General features: G+C 43.9%; 12 protein-coding genes and 1 pseudogene. 4 read left to right on the top strand and 9 right to left on the bottom strand.

The genetic code is table 11. The features are described 5' to 3' along the window. Positions 1-54: 54 nt before the first annotated feature. Complete coding sequence (locus tag HMPREF1536_RS14360; protein ID WP_028728460.1) at positions 55-894, bottom strand: patatin-like phospholipase family protein; 840 nt, start codon at positions 892-894, stop codon at positions 55-57. Positions 895-1,073: 179 nt separating this feature from the next. Between HMPREF1536_RS14360 and HMPREF1536_RS14355 the strand changes: the two genes are divergently transcribed. From HMPREF1536_RS14355 to HMPREF1536_RS14340, 4 genes are all read left to right on the top strand, one after another. Then, on the top strand, positions 1,074-3,278 hold the full coding sequence (locus HMPREF1536_RS14355; protein ID WP_028728459.1) for a sodium-translocating pyrophosphatase: 2,205 nt from the start codon (positions 1,074-1,076) through the stop codon (positions 3,276-3,278). Positions 3,279-3,916: 638 nt separating this feature from the next. Continuing rightward, positions 3,917-5,089 (top strand): 6-bladed beta-propeller, encoded by a 1,173-nt coding sequence (locus tag HMPREF1536_RS14350; protein ID WP_028728458.1) that lies wholly within the window; start codon positions 3,917-3,919, stop codon positions 5,087-5,089. Positions 5,090-6,141: 1,052 nt separating this feature from the next. Continuing rightward, a complete protein-coding gene (locus HMPREF1536_RS14345; RefSeq protein ID WP_028728457.1) occupies positions 6,142-6,468 on the top strand; it encodes a hypothetical protein in 327 nt (108 codons plus the stop codon). Positions 6,469-6,613: 145 nt separating this feature from the next. Further along, complete coding sequence (locus tag HMPREF1536_RS14340) at positions 6,614-8,803, top strand: glutamine synthetase III family protein (protein ID WP_028728456.1); 2,190 nt, start codon at positions 6,614-6,616, stop codon at positions 8,801-8,803. Between the two features lie 57 nt (positions 8,804-8,860). Here HMPREF1536_RS14340 and HMPREF1536_RS14335 read toward each other — a convergent pair whose 3' ends face one another. From HMPREF1536_RS14335 to HMPREF1536_RS14300, 8 genes and pseudogenes are all read right to left on the bottom strand, one after another. Then, complete coding sequence (locus HMPREF1536_RS14335) at positions 8,861-9,865, bottom strand: methylcobamide--CoM methyltransferase (protein ID WP_028728455.1); 1,005 nt, start codon at positions 9,863-9,865, stop codon at positions 8,861-8,863. Next, a complete protein-coding gene (locus tag HMPREF1536_RS14330) occupies positions 9,865-10,542 on the bottom strand; it encodes a vitamin B12 dependent-methionine synthase activation domain-containing protein (RefSeq protein ID WP_028728454.1) in 678 nt (225 codons plus the stop codon). Before HMPREF1536_RS14330 ends, HMPREF1536_RS14335 begins: the two co-directional genes overlap by 1 nt. 4 nt (positions 10,543-10,546) lie before the next feature. Continuing rightward, positions 10,547-11,173: pseudogene (locus HMPREF1536_RS14325) on the bottom strand (corrinoid protein); the annotation flags it as partial. A 27-nt stretch (positions 11,174-11,200) separates the two neighbouring features. Further along, positions 11,201-12,457: a uroporphyrinogen decarboxylase family protein gene (locus tag HMPREF1536_RS14320; RefSeq protein ID WP_028728452.1), complete on the bottom strand. Its 1,257-nt coding sequence runs from the start codon at positions 12,455-12,457 to the stop codon at positions 11,201-11,203. Positions 12,458-12,475: 18 nt separating this feature from the next. Next, positions 12,476-14,365 (bottom strand): right-handed parallel beta-helix repeat-containing protein, encoded by a 1,890-nt coding sequence (locus HMPREF1536_RS14315; protein WP_044192634.1) that lies wholly within the window; start codon positions 14,363-14,365, stop codon positions 12,476-12,478. 131 nt (positions 14,366-14,496) lie between these two features. Then, positions 14,497-16,647, bottom strand: a complete 2,151-nt coding sequence (locus HMPREF1536_RS14310) for an alpha-N-acetylglucosaminidase (protein WP_081693354.1) — start codon at positions 16,645-16,647, stop codon at positions 14,497-14,499. A 109-nt stretch (positions 16,648-16,756) separates the two neighbouring features. Beyond that, positions 16,757-18,226: a RagB/SusD family nutrient uptake outer membrane protein gene (locus tag HMPREF1536_RS14305; protein ID WP_028728449.1), complete on the bottom strand. Its 1,470-nt coding sequence runs from the start codon at positions 18,224-18,226 to the stop codon at positions 16,757-16,759. Between the two features lie 13 nt (positions 18,227-18,239). Continuing rightward, positions 18,240-21,410, bottom strand: a complete 3,171-nt coding sequence (locus HMPREF1536_RS14300; protein ID WP_225607929.1) for a SusC/RagA family TonB-linked outer membrane protein — start codon at positions 21,408-21,410, stop codon at positions 18,240-18,242. Positions 21,411-21,480 lie beyond the last annotated feature (70 nt).

Here is a 21,480-nt window from a genome sequence, read left to right as displayed (position 1 = left end):
TTATCAACTTTAAATTATCGGTGAAAGTAGTTCCGGCCCCAAGCCGGGCCCGGCTTACGGCATAAGGATATTCGTCTTATGCTCCGTAATTGCTTTCACCAGGGTTTCATATTTATTCTCTTGTATCACCAGTTCGAATGCACGGACAGCGGCAGAATAACCGATTTTAGATATCTGATCCACATTCTCCAGATCGAACGTTTTATACATGCCGAACTCCTCCGCTTCGATCAGCACGTCACACATTTCACGGTCTTCTATCGTATTGGCACGGAACATATAATGGTATGAACGCTCTGCGATATGAAAGATCGTCTGCTTATATTTCTGCGAAATAAGCGGACTCACGTTTACCCCGATCACCCTTTCGCACGAGTCGCGAATAATGGATACCGGGAAGTTATGGAACAAGCCTCCGTCAACATAATGCACCCCATTGATAACCACAGGGCTGAAAATAATCGGGATACTGCACGAAGCGGTCACCGCTTCCACGATCGGCCCGCTGCGAAACTCGTGGCTTTCGCCATTATCGAGGTCGGTAGCCATTACGATCAGAGGAGTCTTTAGTTCTTCAAACGTTTTTGCCCTTAAATGGCGTCGTAGGAAATGCCGGAAGCGTTTGCTGTCGAACAATCCGGACTTGGGAAGTTGGAGCTGTGCAAACTCGGAGAATTCGCGGCCGCTAAAGAGTTCTTTTATCTCGTCGGCCGTATAACCGTCGGCAAACAGGGCACCCATCAACGCACCGACGCTCGTTCCAACGATCACATCCGGCATCAATCCACACTCTTCCAACAATTTAAACACTCCGATGTGTGCAAATCCTTTCGCGCCTCCTCCACTCAGAGCCAGGCCCAACTTATAGGTCGTATGGTTCGATTCTTGCGTCATTGTATGTTTCTTCTCTTTAGCAGTGGCAAATATGATGTTTTTTTTAGTATGAAACAGTATTATTCTTAAAAAAGTTTCTCTGCAACTTTATTTTTCTTACATTTACAGGGCATGAAACAAGACCTTGAAAGGCTTGTCATGAAACGATTAAGACTGAATTACTTTTAAATCGAACTGCTATGATAACAAGTATTTTCTGGATTATTCCTGTTGCGTCGATCCTGGCGCTGGTATTTGCTTGGTTCTTCTTCCGGCAAATGATGAAAGAGAGTGAAGGAACGGAAACGATGGCTAAAATCGCTTCATACGTACGTGAAGGTGCGATGTCGTACCTGAAACAACAATACAAGGTTGTTGCCTCTGTCTTTCTTGTTTTGGTTATCTTGTTTTCAATTATGGCTTATGGCTTCGGGGTGCAGAACGAATGGGTACCCGTTGCTTTCCTGACCGGCGGTTTCTTCTCAGGACTGGCCGGATTTTTGGGAATGAAAACAGCCACCTACGCTTCCGCCCGCACCGCCAATGCCGCCCGTACATCGCTCAACAAAGGGTTGCAGGTGGCTTTCCGCAGCGGGGCTGTGATGGGGCTCGTGGTTGTCGGGCTCGGACTGTTAGATATATCCTTCTGGTATTTCCTGCTGAATGCCCTTATCCCCGACGAAGCATTAAACCCTACACATAAACTGACTATTATCACCACCACCATGCTTACCTTCGGAATGGGAGCATCCACCCAGGCGCTTTTTGCCCGTGTGGGTGGCGGTATCTATACCAAAGCTGCCGACGTGGGTGCCGATCTGGTAGGAAAGGTGGAAGCCGGCATTCCGGAAGACGATCCACGCAACCCGGCCACCATCGCCGACAATGTGGGTGATAATGTAGGCGACGTTGCCGGTATGGGCGCCGACCTCTACGAGTCGTACTGCGGCTCAATCCTCGCCACTGCTGCCCTGGGAGCTGCGGCTTTCGTTTCTTCCGGAAATGTAGAAATGCAATATAAAGCCGTGATCGCCCCGATGCTGATCGCCGCTGTCGGGATCGTCCTTTCCATTATCGGTATCTTTGCCGTGCGTACAAACGAGAATGCAACGATCCGGCAACTACTGAAAGCACTGGCTGTCGGAACCAATCTCAGTTCCGTCCTGATCGCCGTCTCCACGTTCGGTATCCTGTATCTGCTGGGACTCGACAACTGGTTCTGGATCAGCTGCTCGGTAATTATCGGTCTGCTGGTCGGTATCGTAATCGGACAGGCCACGGAATATTATACTTCACAATCGTTCAAACCGACACAGCGGGTATCGGAGTCGGGACTTACAGGCCCGGCAACCGTCATTATCTCGGGGCTTGGACTGGGTATGTTATCAACAGCCATTCCGGTATTGGCCGTCGTGGTAGGTATCATCTGTTCGTTCCTTTTTGCTTCCGGATTCGACTTTAACAATACCGGAATGGGGCTTTACGGCATCGGTATCGCCGCAGTCGGAATGCTTTCTACCCTGGGTATCACACTGGCTACCGACGCTTACGGGCCGATAGCCGACAATGCCGGGGGAAATGCAGAAATGTCGGGATTGGGAAAAGAGGTGCGTAAACGTACCGACGCCCTCGACTCGCTGGGAAACACCACAGCGGCAACCGGTAAAGGTTTTGCCATCGGTTCGGCAGCCCTGACGGGACTGGCACTGCTGGCTTCTTATATTGAAGAGATAAAAATCGGCCTGCTGCGTCTGGGCGAAACGGTATTATCGTTTGCCAACGGCAGTACGGTAGAAGTGTCGAAAGCTTCTTTCTCCGACTTTATGGTCTATTATGACGTCACGCTGATGAACCCGAAAGTGCTGTCGGGTATGTTCATCGGTTCGATGATGGCTTTCATGTTCTGCGGATTGACAATGAATGCCGTAGGCCGTGCCGCCGGACATATGGTGGAAGAAGTGCGCCGACAGTTCCGTGAAATACCGGGTATACTGACCGGCAAAGCAGAACCGGATTACGCCCGCTGTGTAGAGATCTCCACCAAAGGGGCACAGCATGAAATGGTTCTTCCCTCTCTGCTGGCTATCATCGCCCCGATCCTGACAGGGCTTATATTCGGTGTAACGGGAGTGATCGGCTTGCTGATAGGTGGTCTGAGTACCGGATTTGTTCTGGCTATCTTCATGGCAAACGCCGGCGGAGCTTGGGACAACGCCAAGAAGCATGTGGAAGAAGGCAACCACGGCGGTAAAGGCAGTGAAGCCCATAAAGCGACCGTAGTAGGCGATACCGTAGGCGATCCGTTCAAAGACACTTCCGGTCCGAGCCTGAACATCCTAATCAAGCTGATGAGCATGGTGGCCATCGTGATGGCGGGATTGACGGTGGCTTGGAGCTTGTTCTGAATAAAATGACTGCTGCAGCCGTTTTTAGTGGCTGCGGCAACTATTTTTGGTGGCTGCCGCAGCAAAATAAATTAGCTGCGGCAGCCATTTTTTCTTATTTGGGGGGCAGATGGGGGCAGCAAAAAGGCTGTTTTGAAAACTTTATAATAAGATGTTCCTTGTTCCATCTACGAACCTTTCATAGATGGAACAAGGAACATACTATACAGAAGTTTACCAAAAGGTCTTTTTGCCGCCCCCATCTGCCCCCAATTACTAAAAAGAGGAGTCTCGCCTCAAAACAATTTCACAGATAAAACACAGATTATCAAACAATAAAGCCAAAACAAGCAAATTACATCGAATCCCCTTTTAACAGGCTTTTACCTGCCCATTACCCGGGAAACAATCGGCAAAAACACGCATATTGGCAGCTACTTGTTCCTTAAAAACGGCACTTTTTAACACTTTTTCGGGCACATTTCCACCTAATACAGGCACAAAACAGCGTATTTGTTCCACAGTTTGTGACACAAGTTGGAGCTTACTCCGGAACAGTTAATAGAATTTAATCGGACTCAAACATTCCTGTACGAATAGCCCGTAATTACGAATCATTCGTATTTTTGTATACAGTAAATAACTTTAAACGATCTTGTATGAAAACAACTGGCCTACTCCTCTCCTCCATCCTGTTAGCAGGATGTTTATCAGCATGCGACACCTCCACCCGGAAACAACAAACGCAGAAAGCAAACGACGGAAGTATCACCACTGTTGAAACAGACGGGCACAAACTGACCATGTGCGACTTCGCCCTCGCGAAAGATACCATCGACGTGCCGCTCAGCGAATTTATCGACGACTGTCGAATCATACATTTCGACAACTCCGACAAAGCTATGTTTAAAGCCTGGTTCACCCTTGCCACCGACCAGTATATCGGGGTACGGCAAGAAGGCGCCCCCTTCAAACTTTTCGATAAAGAGGGTAGGTTCCTGCATGATATCGGCTCCGTGGGGAATGGGGCGGGAGAATATGCCATTTCCATCTACGATGAAGTCATCGACGAAAAGAACGGCCATATCTTTCTTTCTCCTTTTGTTGGCGACAAAATCATGATGTATAGTACAGACGGCAGTTGGATAAAAGACATCAAGCTCCCCACAAGACTCAACAAGCCCAAAATATACTTAAACACAGACGGCACCTTATCGGTCGTGCACATGCCTTTTGCCGAAGGAGAGTATTTTGCTTTCCGCATGGATCCGGAAGGTAACATCCTGCAACAAATCCCGGCAACCGCAACAACAAAAGTAAGTGACTTCAACGGAGAAGTTTTCTCTCCCAGAAACTGCAACGATTTCGATTTCTTCCACACCAACATAGACACTCTCTTTGTCTACGATCCTGCCGGCAACCGGCTATTGCCGGAATTCACCATGACTTTCCCGAATCCGAAAGAGAAACCGGTACATTTTTATTACAGACTACCAAACCATTTTATAATTACTTATTACTATTGGAGGAAAAACGGTCCGGAAAATGGTGGAGACATATTGGTAGATACGCAAAAGAATGCCTCCTCCCATTTCCGCCTCGTAAACGATTTCTACGGAAATCTCCCGATCTCCAATCCGGGATACCGCTTTTACCGTGGATATTTTATCCAGAATCTGGAACCGGGACAGCTGGCAGAACAAATAGAGACTCATCTCGCTTCCGGTAAATGCCCCGCCCAGGACAAAAAGAAACTCGGGGAGCTGGCTGCTTCTTTGAATGAGAATGATAATAATGTGTTATTTATCGGGAAGATTAGAAAAAGGCTTTAGTGTATTCATATATTATTTCTAAATCGTTGGTTGGCAAACTTCCTTCTAAATGCTTCGCTACGTTAATATCAAACAGATGTAAATTGAGTACAACAATGAACATAATGGTCGGTTTTATGGAATATTTATAACAGTACCTTCTTTTTATACAGTCCTAAAAGCCGGCTATCAGCCAATTTCCGGCAGGTAATTGCAAATTAAGTCCTGCCCAATGCCAACTACCCGGCAGGTAGTTTCAATTACCTCGGACTTCACCGGCAATTACCCGGCAGTTGGTCGCGATTACCTGCCGGGTAATCCGAACTAACTGCGCAGACAATTTCTTTTTTCGGAAAATATCTGCAAAAAGCATCCTCGTCTATATCAAACAGCCCCCTTTTTTACACAGAAGCTCGTCCGAACAAGTTTATTCCCGATTGACATTTTTATCTGTATATCAACCAACCGGTAACCGATGAGCAAATTACCCGCCGGAGCTTTCCATAATAATGAAATTTATTTTACCATTATAAACAAACCGCTATCATTATGTCAATGCCCAACATTTGCTCCGTTCGTTATTTGAAAACCACCGTCCGCTTCCCCGCATACAACGGGTTCTCCCGCAGCATAAATATCAAAATGACAAAATGATCATTTTTTCAAAACCATCTCTGACCTTTACGTTTTATAGATAGTATACCCCCAATCATATATTATCATCCACCAAGAGTTACACTCTTCTACATACTAATTATTCATAAATCCGTCAGCCATAATTTTTGCTATCTAAAACCAATATTCTATCTTTGCTGTCATTACCGGGGAGAAATCCGGCAATTTGTTATAGAACATTTAATTATCTAGCTGTAAAACTGGAAATTTAACAAAATCGATGATTGGATGTTCGTGCCACGCTTATGTAATTTTTGTTACGATAAGTGGGGGTACGGGCATGCTACGTATTCTCGATTTTGGGGTATTCCAGTACCTACAGCTGGGGTTTATGTATATGTTACGTGCCCCTTTTTTGTGCGGTTGCGGAACATATCAGACTTAAAACTCAGTAGGATATGAAAAAGAAAACACTAGTACAACTTCGCCACATCGCCGACCGCATCCCGAGACAATGTCCCTGCGATATCGCCGCTTTACTTTACTCCATCTGCGAAGAATGGGAATTTGCTTTTTTGAATGGTTGCCTGGTATTTATGGAAGATGGAACTCCTGTCCTCGTCATGCCACTAACCACTATTTATGGGACATTAAAAGCCGGCGATACCCTCTATATCCTTTGTAATAACGGGGCACTGCATTATTTCGATCGGATGACACATCAATATTGGGTCACTTTCCTCGATAATACGGACGAAGATTTCTTTGACAGTATGTTCAACTGAAAGGTTGTTCTAACATACTACACTAAAAAAGGAAAAATCGAGCTCATCCAAAGTCAGCGGACTTTTTTGTTTTTAACTACCCATTGAAAGCATAAATAAAGATTTGCTCGTATCTTTGCGGTCGGTAAACAAAAAAATAATCCGTATGTCAATCTCACGCTTTAATGCAGTGGAGAAAGCTTCCAACCGTAAGGCCGTAGAAGCCGTCACTCCCAATCAGAAAGTATCAGAGTACTATGGCGAGAACGTATTTAACCGTAAGGCAATGAAGAAGTATCTCTCCAAGGAAACGTACAAAGCCCTGACCCACTCTATTGATAATGGAACACCTATCGACCGCGAAATAGCCAATCATGTGGCAGCCGGTATGCGTATGTGGGCACTGGAAAAAGGAGTAACTCATTACACACACTGGTTCCAGCCTCTTACCGACGGAACAGCCGAAAAGCACGACGCTTTTGTAGAACACGACGGCAATGGCGGTATGATCGAAGAATTCAGTGGCAAGCTGCTCGCCCAACAGGAACCGGATGCTTCCAGCTTCCCCAACGGCGGACTGCGCAACACGTTCGAAGCCCGCGGATATTCTGCCTGGGATCCTTCCTCCCCCGCATTTGTTGTAGACGACACACTGTGTATCCCGACTGTCTTTATCGCTTATACCGGTGAGGCACTCGACTACAAAACTCCGCTGATCCGTTCAGTAGAGGCTCTGAACAAGGCGGCAAAAGATGTTTGCAACTACTTCAACGAAGATGTTCATAAAGTAATCACTTATCTGGGTTGGGAACAGGAGTATTTCCTGGTTGACGAAGAATTGTATTCCGCCCGTCCCGACCTGTCACTGACGGAACGTACCTTGCTGGGACACGAAAGTGCCAAGAACCAGCAGTTGGACGACCATTATTTCGGTGCCATCCCTTCCCGCGTACAGGAATTTATGAAAGACCTGGAAGTGGAATGTTATAAGCTGGGTATCCCGGTTAAGACACGTCATAATGAGGTTGCTCCCAACCAGTTCGAGTTGGCTCCCATCTATGAGGAATGTAATCTGGCCAACGACCATAACCAGTTGCTGATGTCGGTCATGAAACGTGTTTCACGCCGTCATAACTTCCGCGTACTGCTTCACGAAAAACCTTTTATGGGTGTGAATGGTTCGGGTAAGCATTGTAACTGGTCGATGGGAACCGATACGGGTATCAACCTGTTCTCGCCGGGTAAAGACCGCGAAGACAACCTGCGTTTCATCACCTTCGTTGTGAATACGCTGATGGCTGTATATAAATACAATGCGCTGCTGAAAGCCAGTATCGCTTCTGCAACCAACGCACATCGCCTGGGTGCCAACGAAGCACCTCCGGCAATTATCTCATCTTTCCTGGGAACGCAGATCAGCGAAGTACTGGATAAGTTCGAAAACAGTTCGATCGAAGATGCCATCGAGGTGGACGACAAGAAGCGTCTGAGCCTGGGCTTCGGACAGATCCCCGAACTGCTGCTGGATAATACCGACCGTAACCGTACCTCTCCTTTCGCTTTCACCGGAAACCGTTTCGAGTTCCGTGCCCCGGGTTCATCCGTTAACTGCGGATCGGCTATGCTGGCTGTCAACTCGGCTGTAGCCCATCAGTTGCAACAGTTCAAAAAAGATGTAGAAGCACTTCAGGCTGCAGGAAAGAGCAAAGAAGTTGCCATCTTCGAAACATTGAAAGCATACATAAAAGAGTCTAAACCTATCCGTTTCGACGGTAACGGCTACTGCGACGAGTGGAAAAAAGAAGCTGCCCGCCGTGGATTGGATTGTGAAAACAGCGTTCCGTTGCAATACGATGCTTACCTGAAACCGGAAGTGATCCGTATGTTCAAGGAAACCGGTGTTTTGAATGAAAAGGAGCTGGAAGCACGTAACGAGGTGAAATGGGAGATCTATATCAAGAAAGTACAGATCGAAGCCCGTGTATTGGGAGACTTATCCATGAACCATATTATTCCGGTCGTATTGCATTACCAGTCTTTACTGCTCAGCAATATCACCAAACTGAAAGAAACATTCAGTCCGGAAGAATACGAGGAACTGTCAGCCGAACCGCGCCGTCTGGTACGTAAGATCTCCAAACATGTAAATGCCGTAACACGCATGACAGACGAAATGATCGAAGCCCGCAAGAAGGCAAATGTCATAACCGACTACCGCAGCAAGGCGATCGCTTATCACGACACGGTTGTTCCGTTCCTGGATGAGATCCGCGAACATATCGACGAACTGGAGTTGATGGTGGATAACCAGATGTGGCCATTGCCGAAATACAGAGAGTTGCTGTTCATCCGGTAATAAAGACTATAAATAACAAGCCCTGTGTAAGTACAACTTTACACAGGGCTTTCTTTTTTACATTGATCGGTTAAAATCACTAAGTGCCTGATAAAAGCTTTTTATATTCTCTGCCGGAATATGGGGCGGTACATCACAGCCTGTCGACAGAATGAAATTTTTCCATGACTTGGTTTGCTGTAACAGATCCATCGTTGCAGCATACACTTCTTCCGAAAATGATTGTTTAAAAAGACCGACAGGATCCAGGTTACCCATCACCAAACGATCTGTCGGGCAATCTGCCAGCGCATCCATCATATTGATCTTATTACCGAAATGAAGGCCGGCTGCCCGCGACTGAACCATAGCATCCGTACAATGACCGGCATTCCCGCAATTATGTAAGATCACAATGAAGTTCTCATCCTGCACGGCTTCCACGACCTGACGGACATAGGTTGTCGAATAAAGTATAGAGTCTTCGTTCGAGATCAGCCCCGCTGCCGGTTCCGCCATAATTACTCCGTGAACGCTGGTTGCTTTGATCGCACGACAATAGTCGATCAGGAAGCGGGTACATTTATCTAATAGAATTGTTATATTCTCGGGTTCTACATAAAGGGCAATCATCAGCTCCGATAAACCGAACAAGCGTCCGGCCAGTGAAAACGGCCCGATACAACCGGCAAAGACCGGTTTGTCGTTGATACGTTCCGCTGTCAGTCGGTTTGCCTTCAGATATTCAGGAATACGCGCACTATCCAGAGAAGGTATCTGCAAATTGTCGATCGATTCTTTATCCGATACCAACGGTTCCGTCACGCTGGGGACTTCATCTTCGGGGAATACCACTTTCGCACCAAAAGCTTCGGCTTCCACTGTCAGATCCATGATCACGGTCGGAGCGGCCGCGGGATATAACTCATTCAGCCGGCAAATAGCTTCTGCATGTACCGTACCGCTGGTGACGGCTTCTTTTACTGTCTTTCCACAAAGCTCAATACCGGGATGAGTCATGATAGGGATAGCCCTACGCTCATTCTGCCCGATTGTTTCCTGTAGCCATTTTTGTATTTCCATTAACTCTTCTTTCTTTTTCGTTTATAGCAGGTTTCCAGTTCACAATACTGGCAACCGTATTTTTTCACATCGACTTCCGGGCCGATACCGATTATTCCGCTGATCGATTTGATCGGGGTCATAAGGCAAACATCCGACAGGCTGATGCCGCAGGGATTTCCGCCCATCAGCCGGAACAAGGCTTTCTGCCCCGTCAGGTGCCAGCCACAATAGCCGGGACTCAGGCGGTTCGTATGCCGCTCACCTTTCAACTCTTCCTCTAGCAGACGTTCCATATAATCGCCGGCTTTTTCTGCTACACATGTTCCGATAATATCTGCGATGAAACATTTCAGAATATCTCCTTCCTCCTTCAGACGATCCTGGTATTCCTGAAAAACCGTTCCCGCCGTAGCCGCAAAAAGGGCAAAACGTCTGGATCCTTTCAGCAGGGAAGCGATCGTATCTCCCACAGGGATAGTCTGACCGCAAGCGAGAGATACAACTCCGGCATCAACCGTACCTTCAAATAAGCTGAAAAAACAACGCGGAACAATCCAGGAAGAAACCTCTTCCAACATGGAAACAGTCAATGCTTCCACAGGTTCTTCCGGAGCAGTGTTTCCGTATCCCATTTCAGCAAGCAAATCGTCTGCTGTCAGGGATAACGTACTAAAATCCAATTTACAATCAAGCATAGTATCAAGCTGATAACAACGATTTTGCCAATGTCACAGCAGCATTCGCATTATCACTATAGCCATCCGCTCCGATCTGGTGAGCAAACGACTCCGATACAGGTGCTCCTCCAATCATCACTTTCACTTGCTGACGGATACCGGTTGTTTCGAGAGCATTGATAACCTCCTGCATATAATTCATTGTCGTTGTCAGCAAGGCGGAAAGGCAAAGGATCTGCGCCTGGTTTTCCCTGATCGCCGCTATAAACTTTTCCGAAGAGATATCCGTCCCCAAGTTGATCACCTCAAAACCACAACCTTCCAACATGGAAGCTACCAGGTTCTTACCGATATCATGCAAATCCCCCTTTACCGTTCCTATCACCACCTTACCCAAGCAATGGGAAGCAGCTCCTTTCATCAGCGGCTTCAGCAGGTCGAGTGCTCCTTTCATGGCACGGGCTGCCATTAATAGTTCAGGGACAAAGGCTTTTCCTTCCTCAAAACGTTTACCTATATCTTCCATTGCCCGCGACATATAGTCGTTGATGATCAGATGCGGATCCACATTCTCCGCAATCGCCTCGGTTGTCACCGTTTTGGCTACTTCCAGTTTACCTTTCAAAATAGCTTCATATAAACTCTCTAAATCTGCCATAACTTTATTCTGTATAAATTATATGTTCCGTATTTCGCGTAAGGTTTCGATCATAGCCACCACATTTCGTACAGGTGCATTGGCCTGGATATTGTGGACGGCGTTGAATATAAAACCTCCGTTTGCACCCAATATTTCACATTCCTGCAAAACATGGCTCCTAACTTCTTCAGGGGTTGCATTCGGTAAAATACGCTGAGTATCGATTCCCCCACCCCAGAAAGTAACCCGGCTGCCATATTCTCTTTTCAAAACCGCCGGATCCATATCCTTTGCATTGATCTGTACCGGGTTGATAATGTCGAAGCCTGCTTCCACCAAGCCGGGAAGGATCGGCATAATAGCCCCGCAGGAATGTTTGAATACTTTCCAATTAGTATGCTGATGTATCCAGTCATTCATCCGCTTATAATGGGGAAGCCACAGTTCCCTGAAGGTATCCAGCGAACAGAATTGGGAATCCTGAGTTCCGAAGTCAGTACCACAGGTAAAAACAACATCAACCTTGTCTCCAACCGTATCCCACAACCGCTGATAGTTTGCTATTGCTATGTCGGTTTGTTTTTCAAATACAGTCTGCACATAGTCACGGCGCATGGCGGTCGACATATACCACTCGGCAACATTACGGATACCTTTCGGGTTCTTCAATCCCATGCCGGGGACAAAGGCGATATCCCCTAATGCAGTTCCTCCGAAACTGGCAACAACGGCTTTTCCTGTTGAAGCGGCCCGGCCTACAGCCGTCTTATAATATTGCAGGTCTTCCTCCGAAATAAGACCGAACTCTTCCAGATTATCCTCCGGAGTGATTTCGTCGTCATTCACATATTCCTGTCTTTCCGTCGCATTGATAAAATAGCAATCGGAAGGCATCACGGCACTGGGAGGATAGGAACGGTCGCCACCGGCATAAATATAGACATCTCCCTCCTTATCTGTCGTCAGGTCGATACCGGTGGCGATCATAACCTTCTGTCCCCAGGGGGTAATCTGCTCATGCAGTTGGGTTTCGTCGATATCGAACATATTTTTACGTCCGAAAACAGGGACGCAGTCTATTCCCATCACTTCCTGCAAATCATCTTCTATCTCGCCCAGCATCTGAAAGGGTTCGATAATACGGACGGGATGGGCGTCCAGCCCGTAATGTTGTCTTAATGCTTCCACGACCTTGCAATGAATGCCAGTGACGGATGTGGCTCCGAAGTCAACAGGTATATAGTCGGGAGCCTTATGGTTTAATGCGCTTTGTACGCGCTCTCTGGATGTCATATCAATATATATTTAAAATTACCATACTTTAATCCTGACCTCTCCGTCGCGGATAGATTCCAACGGCCCGGGTTTAGGTTGATTTCCACGTGCATTGCCCAGATAGTCGGTAGCAATATCAATCGGGCTTCCGTCCGGTTGGTCGAAGGTCTGGCGTGGAAGTTTTGCTTTCCCCAGCCTTTCGGTTGTCACTCTGGAAGTTTGCAAACCTTCCAGACCTTTCACGGAAAAAGAAAGATAAACGCCATCAGCCGTTTCATCGACTTTCACATTCGGAATGAAGTCAAGTAGAACCACTTTATTCTTTTCACCTCCAAAAGGTAACGCGCCATTGTAATAAACATTTCCGTCCACCATCATCGGATAAACAGTCCCGTTATAATCAGCCAGACCGTATTTCCGTTTACTATCTTTTTCATTTAGAGGAAGAACCGTAGCAAAGAGGTTATTGATGTAACGATCGTCTCCTCCAGGGATGATGGACAAACCGGCTACTTCCGTCGAATGAGGCTGGAAATAAGGCGTATACCGTCCATGTTCCACGTAACGGTAGATCTCTCCGACAATCAGATTGTGTACATAAGCTCCTCCCTGTGATTGTTCGAGAATGCTCCGGCGGGAAGCAAAGATATTATTATCAACCAGGAACGGACCGTGATTAACTTCCAGGAACAGATCTTCCATAGTATTATCATAGAATAAATTACAGGAGACGCGCGTACCCTGCGTCATCCAATCCAGCCAAAGGGCACGACCGGCATTGTGGATACGGTTATGAATAATCCGTGTATCCACAGCGGCATGAAACTTGATACCTCCGATCTCGGCACCGGTAAACTGGCGCTTTACCCAGATATCATGGATATGATTGTTTTCAATCAAGCTGAAAGCAGCTCCCATACTTCCACAGATACCCGTTTGTTCGCAATGGGATATTTCATTGTTACGAACAATATGCGAACCAATGTTCTCCTTGTTCCAGCCGTGGCGGATCGTATTGAAAGTAACTTCAATATAATGTAGTGAGCCGTCGAGGGTAGTGTCGTTCAGCCAGACATTATGCCCGGTTTTACGTTCTTTTCCGAGGGTGATACCCGAACACTTTGAGTTGCTGATGATGTTGTTCTCAATAATCCAGCCTTTATTCCAATGGGTAGCCACCATACCGATTTGCTCGGCGGTCGGTGCTCCCCATTGGGTAGCTGCCTGACTGATTTCAAAGCCCTGGATAGTCAGGTAGTCGATACCCGGTTTCTCCGGATAAAAACAAGTGGGGCGGGTACTTATTTCCACTAGTTCTTTATTGGGATCGTATTTATGGAAATTGGCGAAGATAGTGGTATTTATACCGTCGTTCTCGCAATACCAGGTGTAGACAGACCCTTCCTTATCCCGGCTATTTTCGTGCACGACAGGAGTCAGCACCTTATCCAAGGTTTCCTTTTCATAAAGGGACTTGTTATTAAGGAATACCTCTCCGGTATGATGCTTGCGTCCCATATCACTAAACCAATCTCCATAGATCAGATCTACGTAGGGATTATAATTTCCGAAGAAGGTGTTCGGTATCGTTACTTTCCAGACACCGTTTTTCTCTTTCGTCCAGTTGGTAATTCTTTCCGAGCCTTTTATCTCGACCTTTTCTCCTGGCGCTGCGCGGTAGATAATGCGTTTCTTATCGCTTTCGCCTCCCCGGGGTGGATTCACCCATTCCCGGTACGTTCCTCCATGCACGGTAATCACGTCTCCCGGGAAAGCATATTCCGCAGCTTTTCCGATAGTCCGGAAGGGAGCCTTTTCCGTTCCTTCATTCATATCATTACCTTTTACGGAGACATGGTATTCTTTTGCCTGTACTACCGCGCAACACAACAAGAGTAGTGTAAATAATAGTTGTTTTCTTTTCATGGTATTTCAATCACTTTATTGTACATCGTACTGTAAGTATGATGCAAATATAAAGGCTCCCCTACCGATAAAAAATAGCAAATTATTGCTTATTTTGTGGACTATTATTGTATCTCCTTAATATGATACAATCAATTCCTAAAAACAATCTCAAAAACCTTCTTTACTACTTCCACACAGTCATCAGAAGAAGATGCACTATAGAAATTTGTTTTTTTCGTCCAAGCCTCATCTAACACATAGTAATCAACTTTCTCATTTTCTCCCTTTTCAAAAAAAGCTTTCCAGCGTACATAGTACACATCTTTCAACAAACCATTCCATTCCCGATGAGCATAATCCCACAGTCCACCTTTTTCTGCAGCTGCACGATTACCCCAAGTTGTTATTTGCACACGTGCATTCCATTCATACAAATCTTTCTCAGCCTGTGTATTGCCTATATTACGAGCCTGTGCAATCCAATTACCTACCTTGAATTCAGATCGTGTACTTAGTAACTCATCTTGCAACAAAATCATATCCAAAAAACGTTTTGAAAGACTTCTGTACAAATCCTTTTCCCCCGCTTCGTGGGCGGCTCGGACAACTTTTAGCAGTAAACGTCCTTTTTCGGCAATTGCCTGGCGAACGATATCAACCAAATCATATTCAAAATTATTATTCCCTTTAAATTGATCAGCAACAGATAACATCAATTCGGCCGCCTTGATCACTTCATTCGGGTCATAATAATCTTTCATATAGGACCATGTCGATACTTGATAAGCTTTTAAAGAAGGCCGCGCACAAAAAATAGACTCATGTGTTCCCTGTTGACTGGAAGCTGCCGGAGCATTATAAATGGAATTTGATAAAATACGCCAAGCCTGCTTAATTTCTTTGCAGTCTTTCCCATAACGAGCAATCGTATAATTATCCAACCAAGCGTCTTTATCAAACCTTTCATTCCGCCAGGGGAGTTCTGTCAACAACTCAAACATGACAGGATTGTTCTCACTCCCCTCCATCGTCAACCCGACACCTTTCAAGTCTTTCCCAAAGGTAGGATGAGATTTTGCTTTATAAAAACTATTTATAACATGTGCCATTTTACCATGCAAACCAACGTTACCTCCAAAATTGAGAAGCATACAATATAACCAGTCATGTCCATCAAGTCCATTCTTTCTGCCATTTTTGTAATCCGGATCACCCCATTGCGGTGTACTTTCCGAAAACAGGTCAAGCACCAACAAGTCTCCTTTTTTCAAACCTTTTATCATTTGGGAGTGAGGGTTATTTCCCCATGCCATCACAACCCATTTTGCATCCGGGTTATTCTTTTTCATCTGATTCATAACAGCATGTCCCGCAGCAGGCAAATCGACACCTTCAGCACTTCCTTCGTGGAAAGGATCCATGCTGTAATAATTGGATTTACCATACAATTTATCCATCTCTTCATAATAAATGGAAGCGATTTCTCCAAACCTAGGATCTGTCGGCAACAAAAAGGCTGGACGATTATAAGAACACCATAAGCCGGGCTTGACATCCAATCCCAGTTTCTCTTTTGCATTATGCGGAACCATGCCTGAATAACCAGGTAAAACAGGCTCTATTCCAAACTCGCGCATCCGTTTCAAGATCTTTTTCTGCAAATCGGCTTGCTGTATGTACCAACTATCCGGATTCGGTCCGCCCCAACCTTCCAGATTATTCATCAACCACCATGCCTGAAAGCCTGGACCTGCTATATACTCGTTTATCTCTTCTTTAGTATATCCTAACCTTTTCAGCACATTAAACCATACCACATCGGTTCCGGTAATAGCCAAAGGCAAATTGATACCATGCAACGCCATCCAATCTATTTCCTTTTGCCAACGTTCCCAATCCCAGAAAGCCATCGTATAGGAATAGGTACAATAGTTTAAATCATAACGATACTGCATCGTTGTTTCATGGCGTTCCTTTTGTAATACAGGAGGTAATGTTGATGGCAATTCTGCTGTCATCCCATTCCAAGAAAGATGAATACCAGCATAATATTTCAAATACCAGTTAATACCTGTAGCAATACTTACATAATTGTTTCCACGGACAACAACTTTGTCGCCTTTTTGATCAAGTTCAAAAAAGTCTGTCAATGAATTCTCCCGCTCTATGATGAACTTACGCGATGCACCTTTGTCAATACGTTCCAACAAACCTTCTATTGGAGATGTGGCATTCACACACCAAACACACGACACATATACAAAAACAAAAAAAACTTTTCTTAGAATAACACATTTCATATGCAATTACAATTAATAATTCAACTCATAATCTGATAAAAGGCTGAAATTTTAGACCTTCACAGCCAAAAATACAGCCTTTTTACCTTAAAAACGTTATTTTATTATATTAATATCCGGGATTCTGAATAATAATACCCTTTCCCTCATTTATCACAGCTTGAGGCAACGGAAATAATACAAATTCAGGCTTTGTCGTTGTCGATCCACGGTCTATTGCACCCTGAATAAATTTACCATGACGGATCAAATCTGAACGTCGAACACCTTCCCACCAGAATTCATGCCCTCTTTCTTCCAACACCTTATCCAAAAAATCTTCAACTCCTTTTATATCCCCCATTGTATATGCCTTTAATTTGGCACGCATACGAACTTGATTCAACAAATCAACTGCTTCTTGTGTTACAACATTACTGTTACGAACAATAGCTTCGGACAACAATGTCAACACATCTGCATAACGATATACAATCCAATCTATTTGGCTTCCATCCCCAGTAGACTCAGGATCTTCCCCATATTTTACAGGAACAGCACCTGAATAAACATCACCACGTTTAGCAATATCTGTCTCTTCATTAAATAATACACCGTCACTTCCTTCATATTCTCCTATTAAGACAGATAGCCTATCATCGTTTTTATCAAATGTATGGTAAAATTTCCAGGGAACTTTAAAACCGTCCCAACGTTGAATTGAGTTGTTCTTTAATGGATAATTACCAGGTAAGCAATGATCATGCCATAATTCCAATTGAGTTCCTCTTTCTTCTGTACAAGCATAAATAATTTCCTCATTCTGCTCATTCTCCAACGTAAAAATAGAAGCATACGAATCCATCAAACCATATTTATATTCCGGTTTTATCAATTCACGTCCACACTCTATTGCTTTTTCCCAACTCTTTTCATGCATATAAAACTTCATCAGGACCGTATAGGCAAGGCCTTTATCAAAACGACCGAAAGAAGAAGTGCGGACAGGCAAGCCTTCCAATGCAGCTTTCAATTCCGTTTCAATAAATGCTGTCATTTCACCCTGTGTGGCTCGAGGTATGATTCCTTCGGCTAACGGATTATTTAATTGTTCCAAGGTCGGGATAGGAACAGGTCCATAGAAATCGTATAATAGAAATGCCAACCAACCACGTCCCATGTGAATCTCCGCATTCATCCGGCTCCTTGCCTCATCACTCATTGTCACATTAGCAATGCGCTCCTGAGTTAATGTCATTGTCCCCAAGAATTTCACATAATTCGTATATTGCGTTGTTGTATAAGAATGATTTGCAGTCCAATTATGATGTGTTAAAGGAGTCCAAGCATCATTTATCCAACAACATACTGCTAAATCAGTAGTCATATCACCTATAATTTGAATACCACTTGCACAATTAAATATTCCATTATAATCCGAATTTCGGAACGGTGCATAAACACTAGCAGTAATCAAAGCATCTGCATCCTTTTCCGTGTTTGGGAAAAAACCGGGATTAATAGTATCATATCTTTCTGAATCCAAATTCGTACATGATACGAAATAAAAACTCAACAATACATATATTATTTTTTTCATAATTCAATTATTATTAAAATGTAATATCCAAACCTAAACTATAAGTACGAACATTAGGATAAGCATAATTATCTACGTCTGTTTCTGGATCAAGTCCATCATAAGGAGTAACCACAAATGGATTATTGACATCCAAGTAAACACGAACGTTAGATAGAATTTGTTTTTCCTTTTTCATTGGTATATTATATCCAAGAGTTATATTACGACAACGAATAAACCAAGTCTTATCATAAAAATAATCACCTGTTCCATATGCACTCTCTATCTGGAAATAACTAGGCAACTTTCCATTCGGATTCGTGGAACTCCAAATATCCTTTACAGAAGTAGGCTGATTATACCCTCTACGTAACTCATTTACAAATTCACTCGGCCATTTTGTTTTATAGCTACCACTGGTTAATTTATTAAACTGTCCATAGAAATAAACGTTCAAATCAAAGTTCTTATAACGGAATGTATTATTAAACCCTAATAAATAACCCGGATCATTTGAACCATAAATTACTTTATCAGCATCATCCAACTTGCCATCTGGCGTTCCTGTTTTCAAAGGAATACCATGTTTATCGACTTTAATGGAACCATCAGCATTATAGGCATACCCATCTATATCCTTTATTTTTACTTGACCTGGTAATGCCCCTGGCATATGGGCAATTTCTTCACCGGGTTGTACTAAACCATCCGATAAATAACCCGAAGAATAGCGCATATATCCATTGTATTCATCCCAAGAACTTGGTTTCCAATTCGGGTCTCTTTCTTTCCATTTATCTCTATACAAAGAGAAAGTCAAGTCTGAAGTCCATTCGAACTCTTTGTTCTTCACATTTGTCGTATTAACCGTTAGTTCAAAGCCCTGACTCTGCGTCTTACCTACGTTTGCTATAATTTTATTTACCTCATTGTATGAAAGTAAAGTATGTTCGTTCAATAAATCAGAAACAACCTTGTGATAATATTCTGCTGTCACATTAATGCGTCCGTCTAAGAAACCGAAATCCAATCCGACATTCCATTCACGAGTCGTCTCCCAGGTCAGATCGGCATTACCCATTTGGCTCAGATATACACCATTAATCTGACTTCCGCCGAATATATTATTATACCCAACATTATAATAGCTATAAGCTTTATCTCCAACATTTGCATTACCTGTTTCACCGTAGCTTAAACGCAATTTACCATTTGATAACACATTAGTCAAAGGCTGCATAAAGTCTTCTTCCAAAAATCTCCAACCAGCAGCTACAGAAGGAAATATACCCCAACGATTCCCTTCCGCAAAATTCGAAGATCCATCTGCTCGTAACGTAGCTGTCAATAAATAGCGATCTTTAAACGAATAATTCACACGTCCGAAGAAAGAAGCCATACGCGATTTTGTTGCACTGGAACCAACAGTAGGACGTTTTGCATTTCCTGCTCCTAAGTTATTATATAAAAAACCATCTGTAATAAAATCATTACTTTTAGCAGAAAGAAACTCGGAATCAAATAATTGATAAGAGTGTCCGGCCAAAACATTCAAGTTATGGTCTCCGAATGATTTTGTGTAATTGGCAGTCAACTCCATCAAATAATCTGATTTATCTGATTGGCCAATATATCCTGCACCATTTTCCTTCGCACCATAAAGAGTCGTAGTAGGAAGATATTGTCTACGTTTCTGATAATTTCTATCGATACCGAAATTTGCTTTCAATAATAAATCTTGGATAGGACGAACTTCCAGGAAAACCGTTCCCAACAAGCGTTCCTTAGTCGTTTTATCGGTTATGTCCAACAATGACACCGGATTCGGCAAATAAGCAACATCTTGATTCAAAGTATAATCTCCATTTTCATCTCGAACAGGAAGTGTCGGCTTATATTGAACAGCCGTTACCAAAACACCTGCACTACCAGCCTGGTTATCCCCCAAAGAGACATTGTCATAAGAGTTTCTCGTCACATTCAAATTCACTCCCATCTTAACATATTTACTCAATTTCTGATCCAAATTGACACGGGCAGAATAACGTTCCATGGCATTATTCTTGATCACACCATCCTGTTTGAAATAGTTGCCTGAAACTAAATATTTTGTATTATCATTTCCTCCTGTTATAGAGATATTATGCGATGTTTGAAAACCTAAACGAGTTATCTCATCAAACCAATTAGTGTTATGTTCCGGGTTAGCAATCTGTTCGTCTGTATAGTTAGGAACAAAAGGAGAAGAAGCCTCAGCTTCTGATTTTCCACCATATATACCAATACCATTAGCAGACATCCATAATTCCTTATTGTAATGATTGTGTATCTTCATAAAACCGGACGCATCCAGCACGTCATACGATTTTGCAATTTCTTGTACAGATGCAGAACCTGAATATTGAACTTTTGCGGCACCGCTCTTTCCACGCTTTGTAGTCACAATGATAACCCCATTTCCTGCACGAGCTCCATAAATGGCTGTTGAACTTGCATCCTTCAATATCTCTATAGATTCAATGTCATTGGGATTTATAGAACCTAATACATTATCTTTCTTTCCATCCGAATATTGGTTTCCGCTATCTAATGAGCCAGGATCACTTACAGGAAATCCATCGATAATAATCAGCGGATCATTTCCCGCTTTATCCGAAGAAGCTGCACCTCTGATACGAAATGTTGATTGACCACCAGGTTGCGCACTGACAGTGTTAACCTGCAAACCGGCTGCTTTACCTGCTAAAGCATGGCTAATGGTCGAAATTGTTCCAACAGGAGCATCATCCATTTTAACGGAAGTAACCGCACCAGTTAAATCTCTTTTTTTCATCGTACCATATCCGACAACAACCACTTCTTCCAAAGTTTCCGAATCTTCAACCAAACGAATCGTATAAGTCGTATTATTTGTTACTTTTATTTCCTGCGTAATATACCCGATATAAGATATTTGCAACACCGCTCCCCGGGAAACTGTCAGTGCAAACTTTCCATCCATATCCGTTATAACTCCGTTAGTCGTACCTTTTACCAACACATTTGCACCAATAACAGGTTCGTTATTTGCATCAACAACGGTTCCTGCAATTTTTTGTTCTGATTGCTGAAGCTTCATGATTCCCACATTGGGATAATCTTCAGCCAAAACCGGTACGACACTGAATGCCGTCAGCATAAAAGCCGAACATATTTTCAACATATACCTCGACTTTATGAGATAATTAAAATTAGGTTGATACTTCATAATATTATTCTTCAAGTTAAACATT

This window comes from Parabacteroides gordonii MS-1 = DSM 23371, from assembly GCF_000969825.1.
GTDB lineage: Bacteria > Bacteroidota > Bacteroidia > Bacteroidales > Tannerellaceae > Parabacteroides > Parabacteroides gordonii.
Note: the sequence above shows the minus strand (reverse complement) of the source record. Positions and strands in the feature narration are given on the sequence as shown.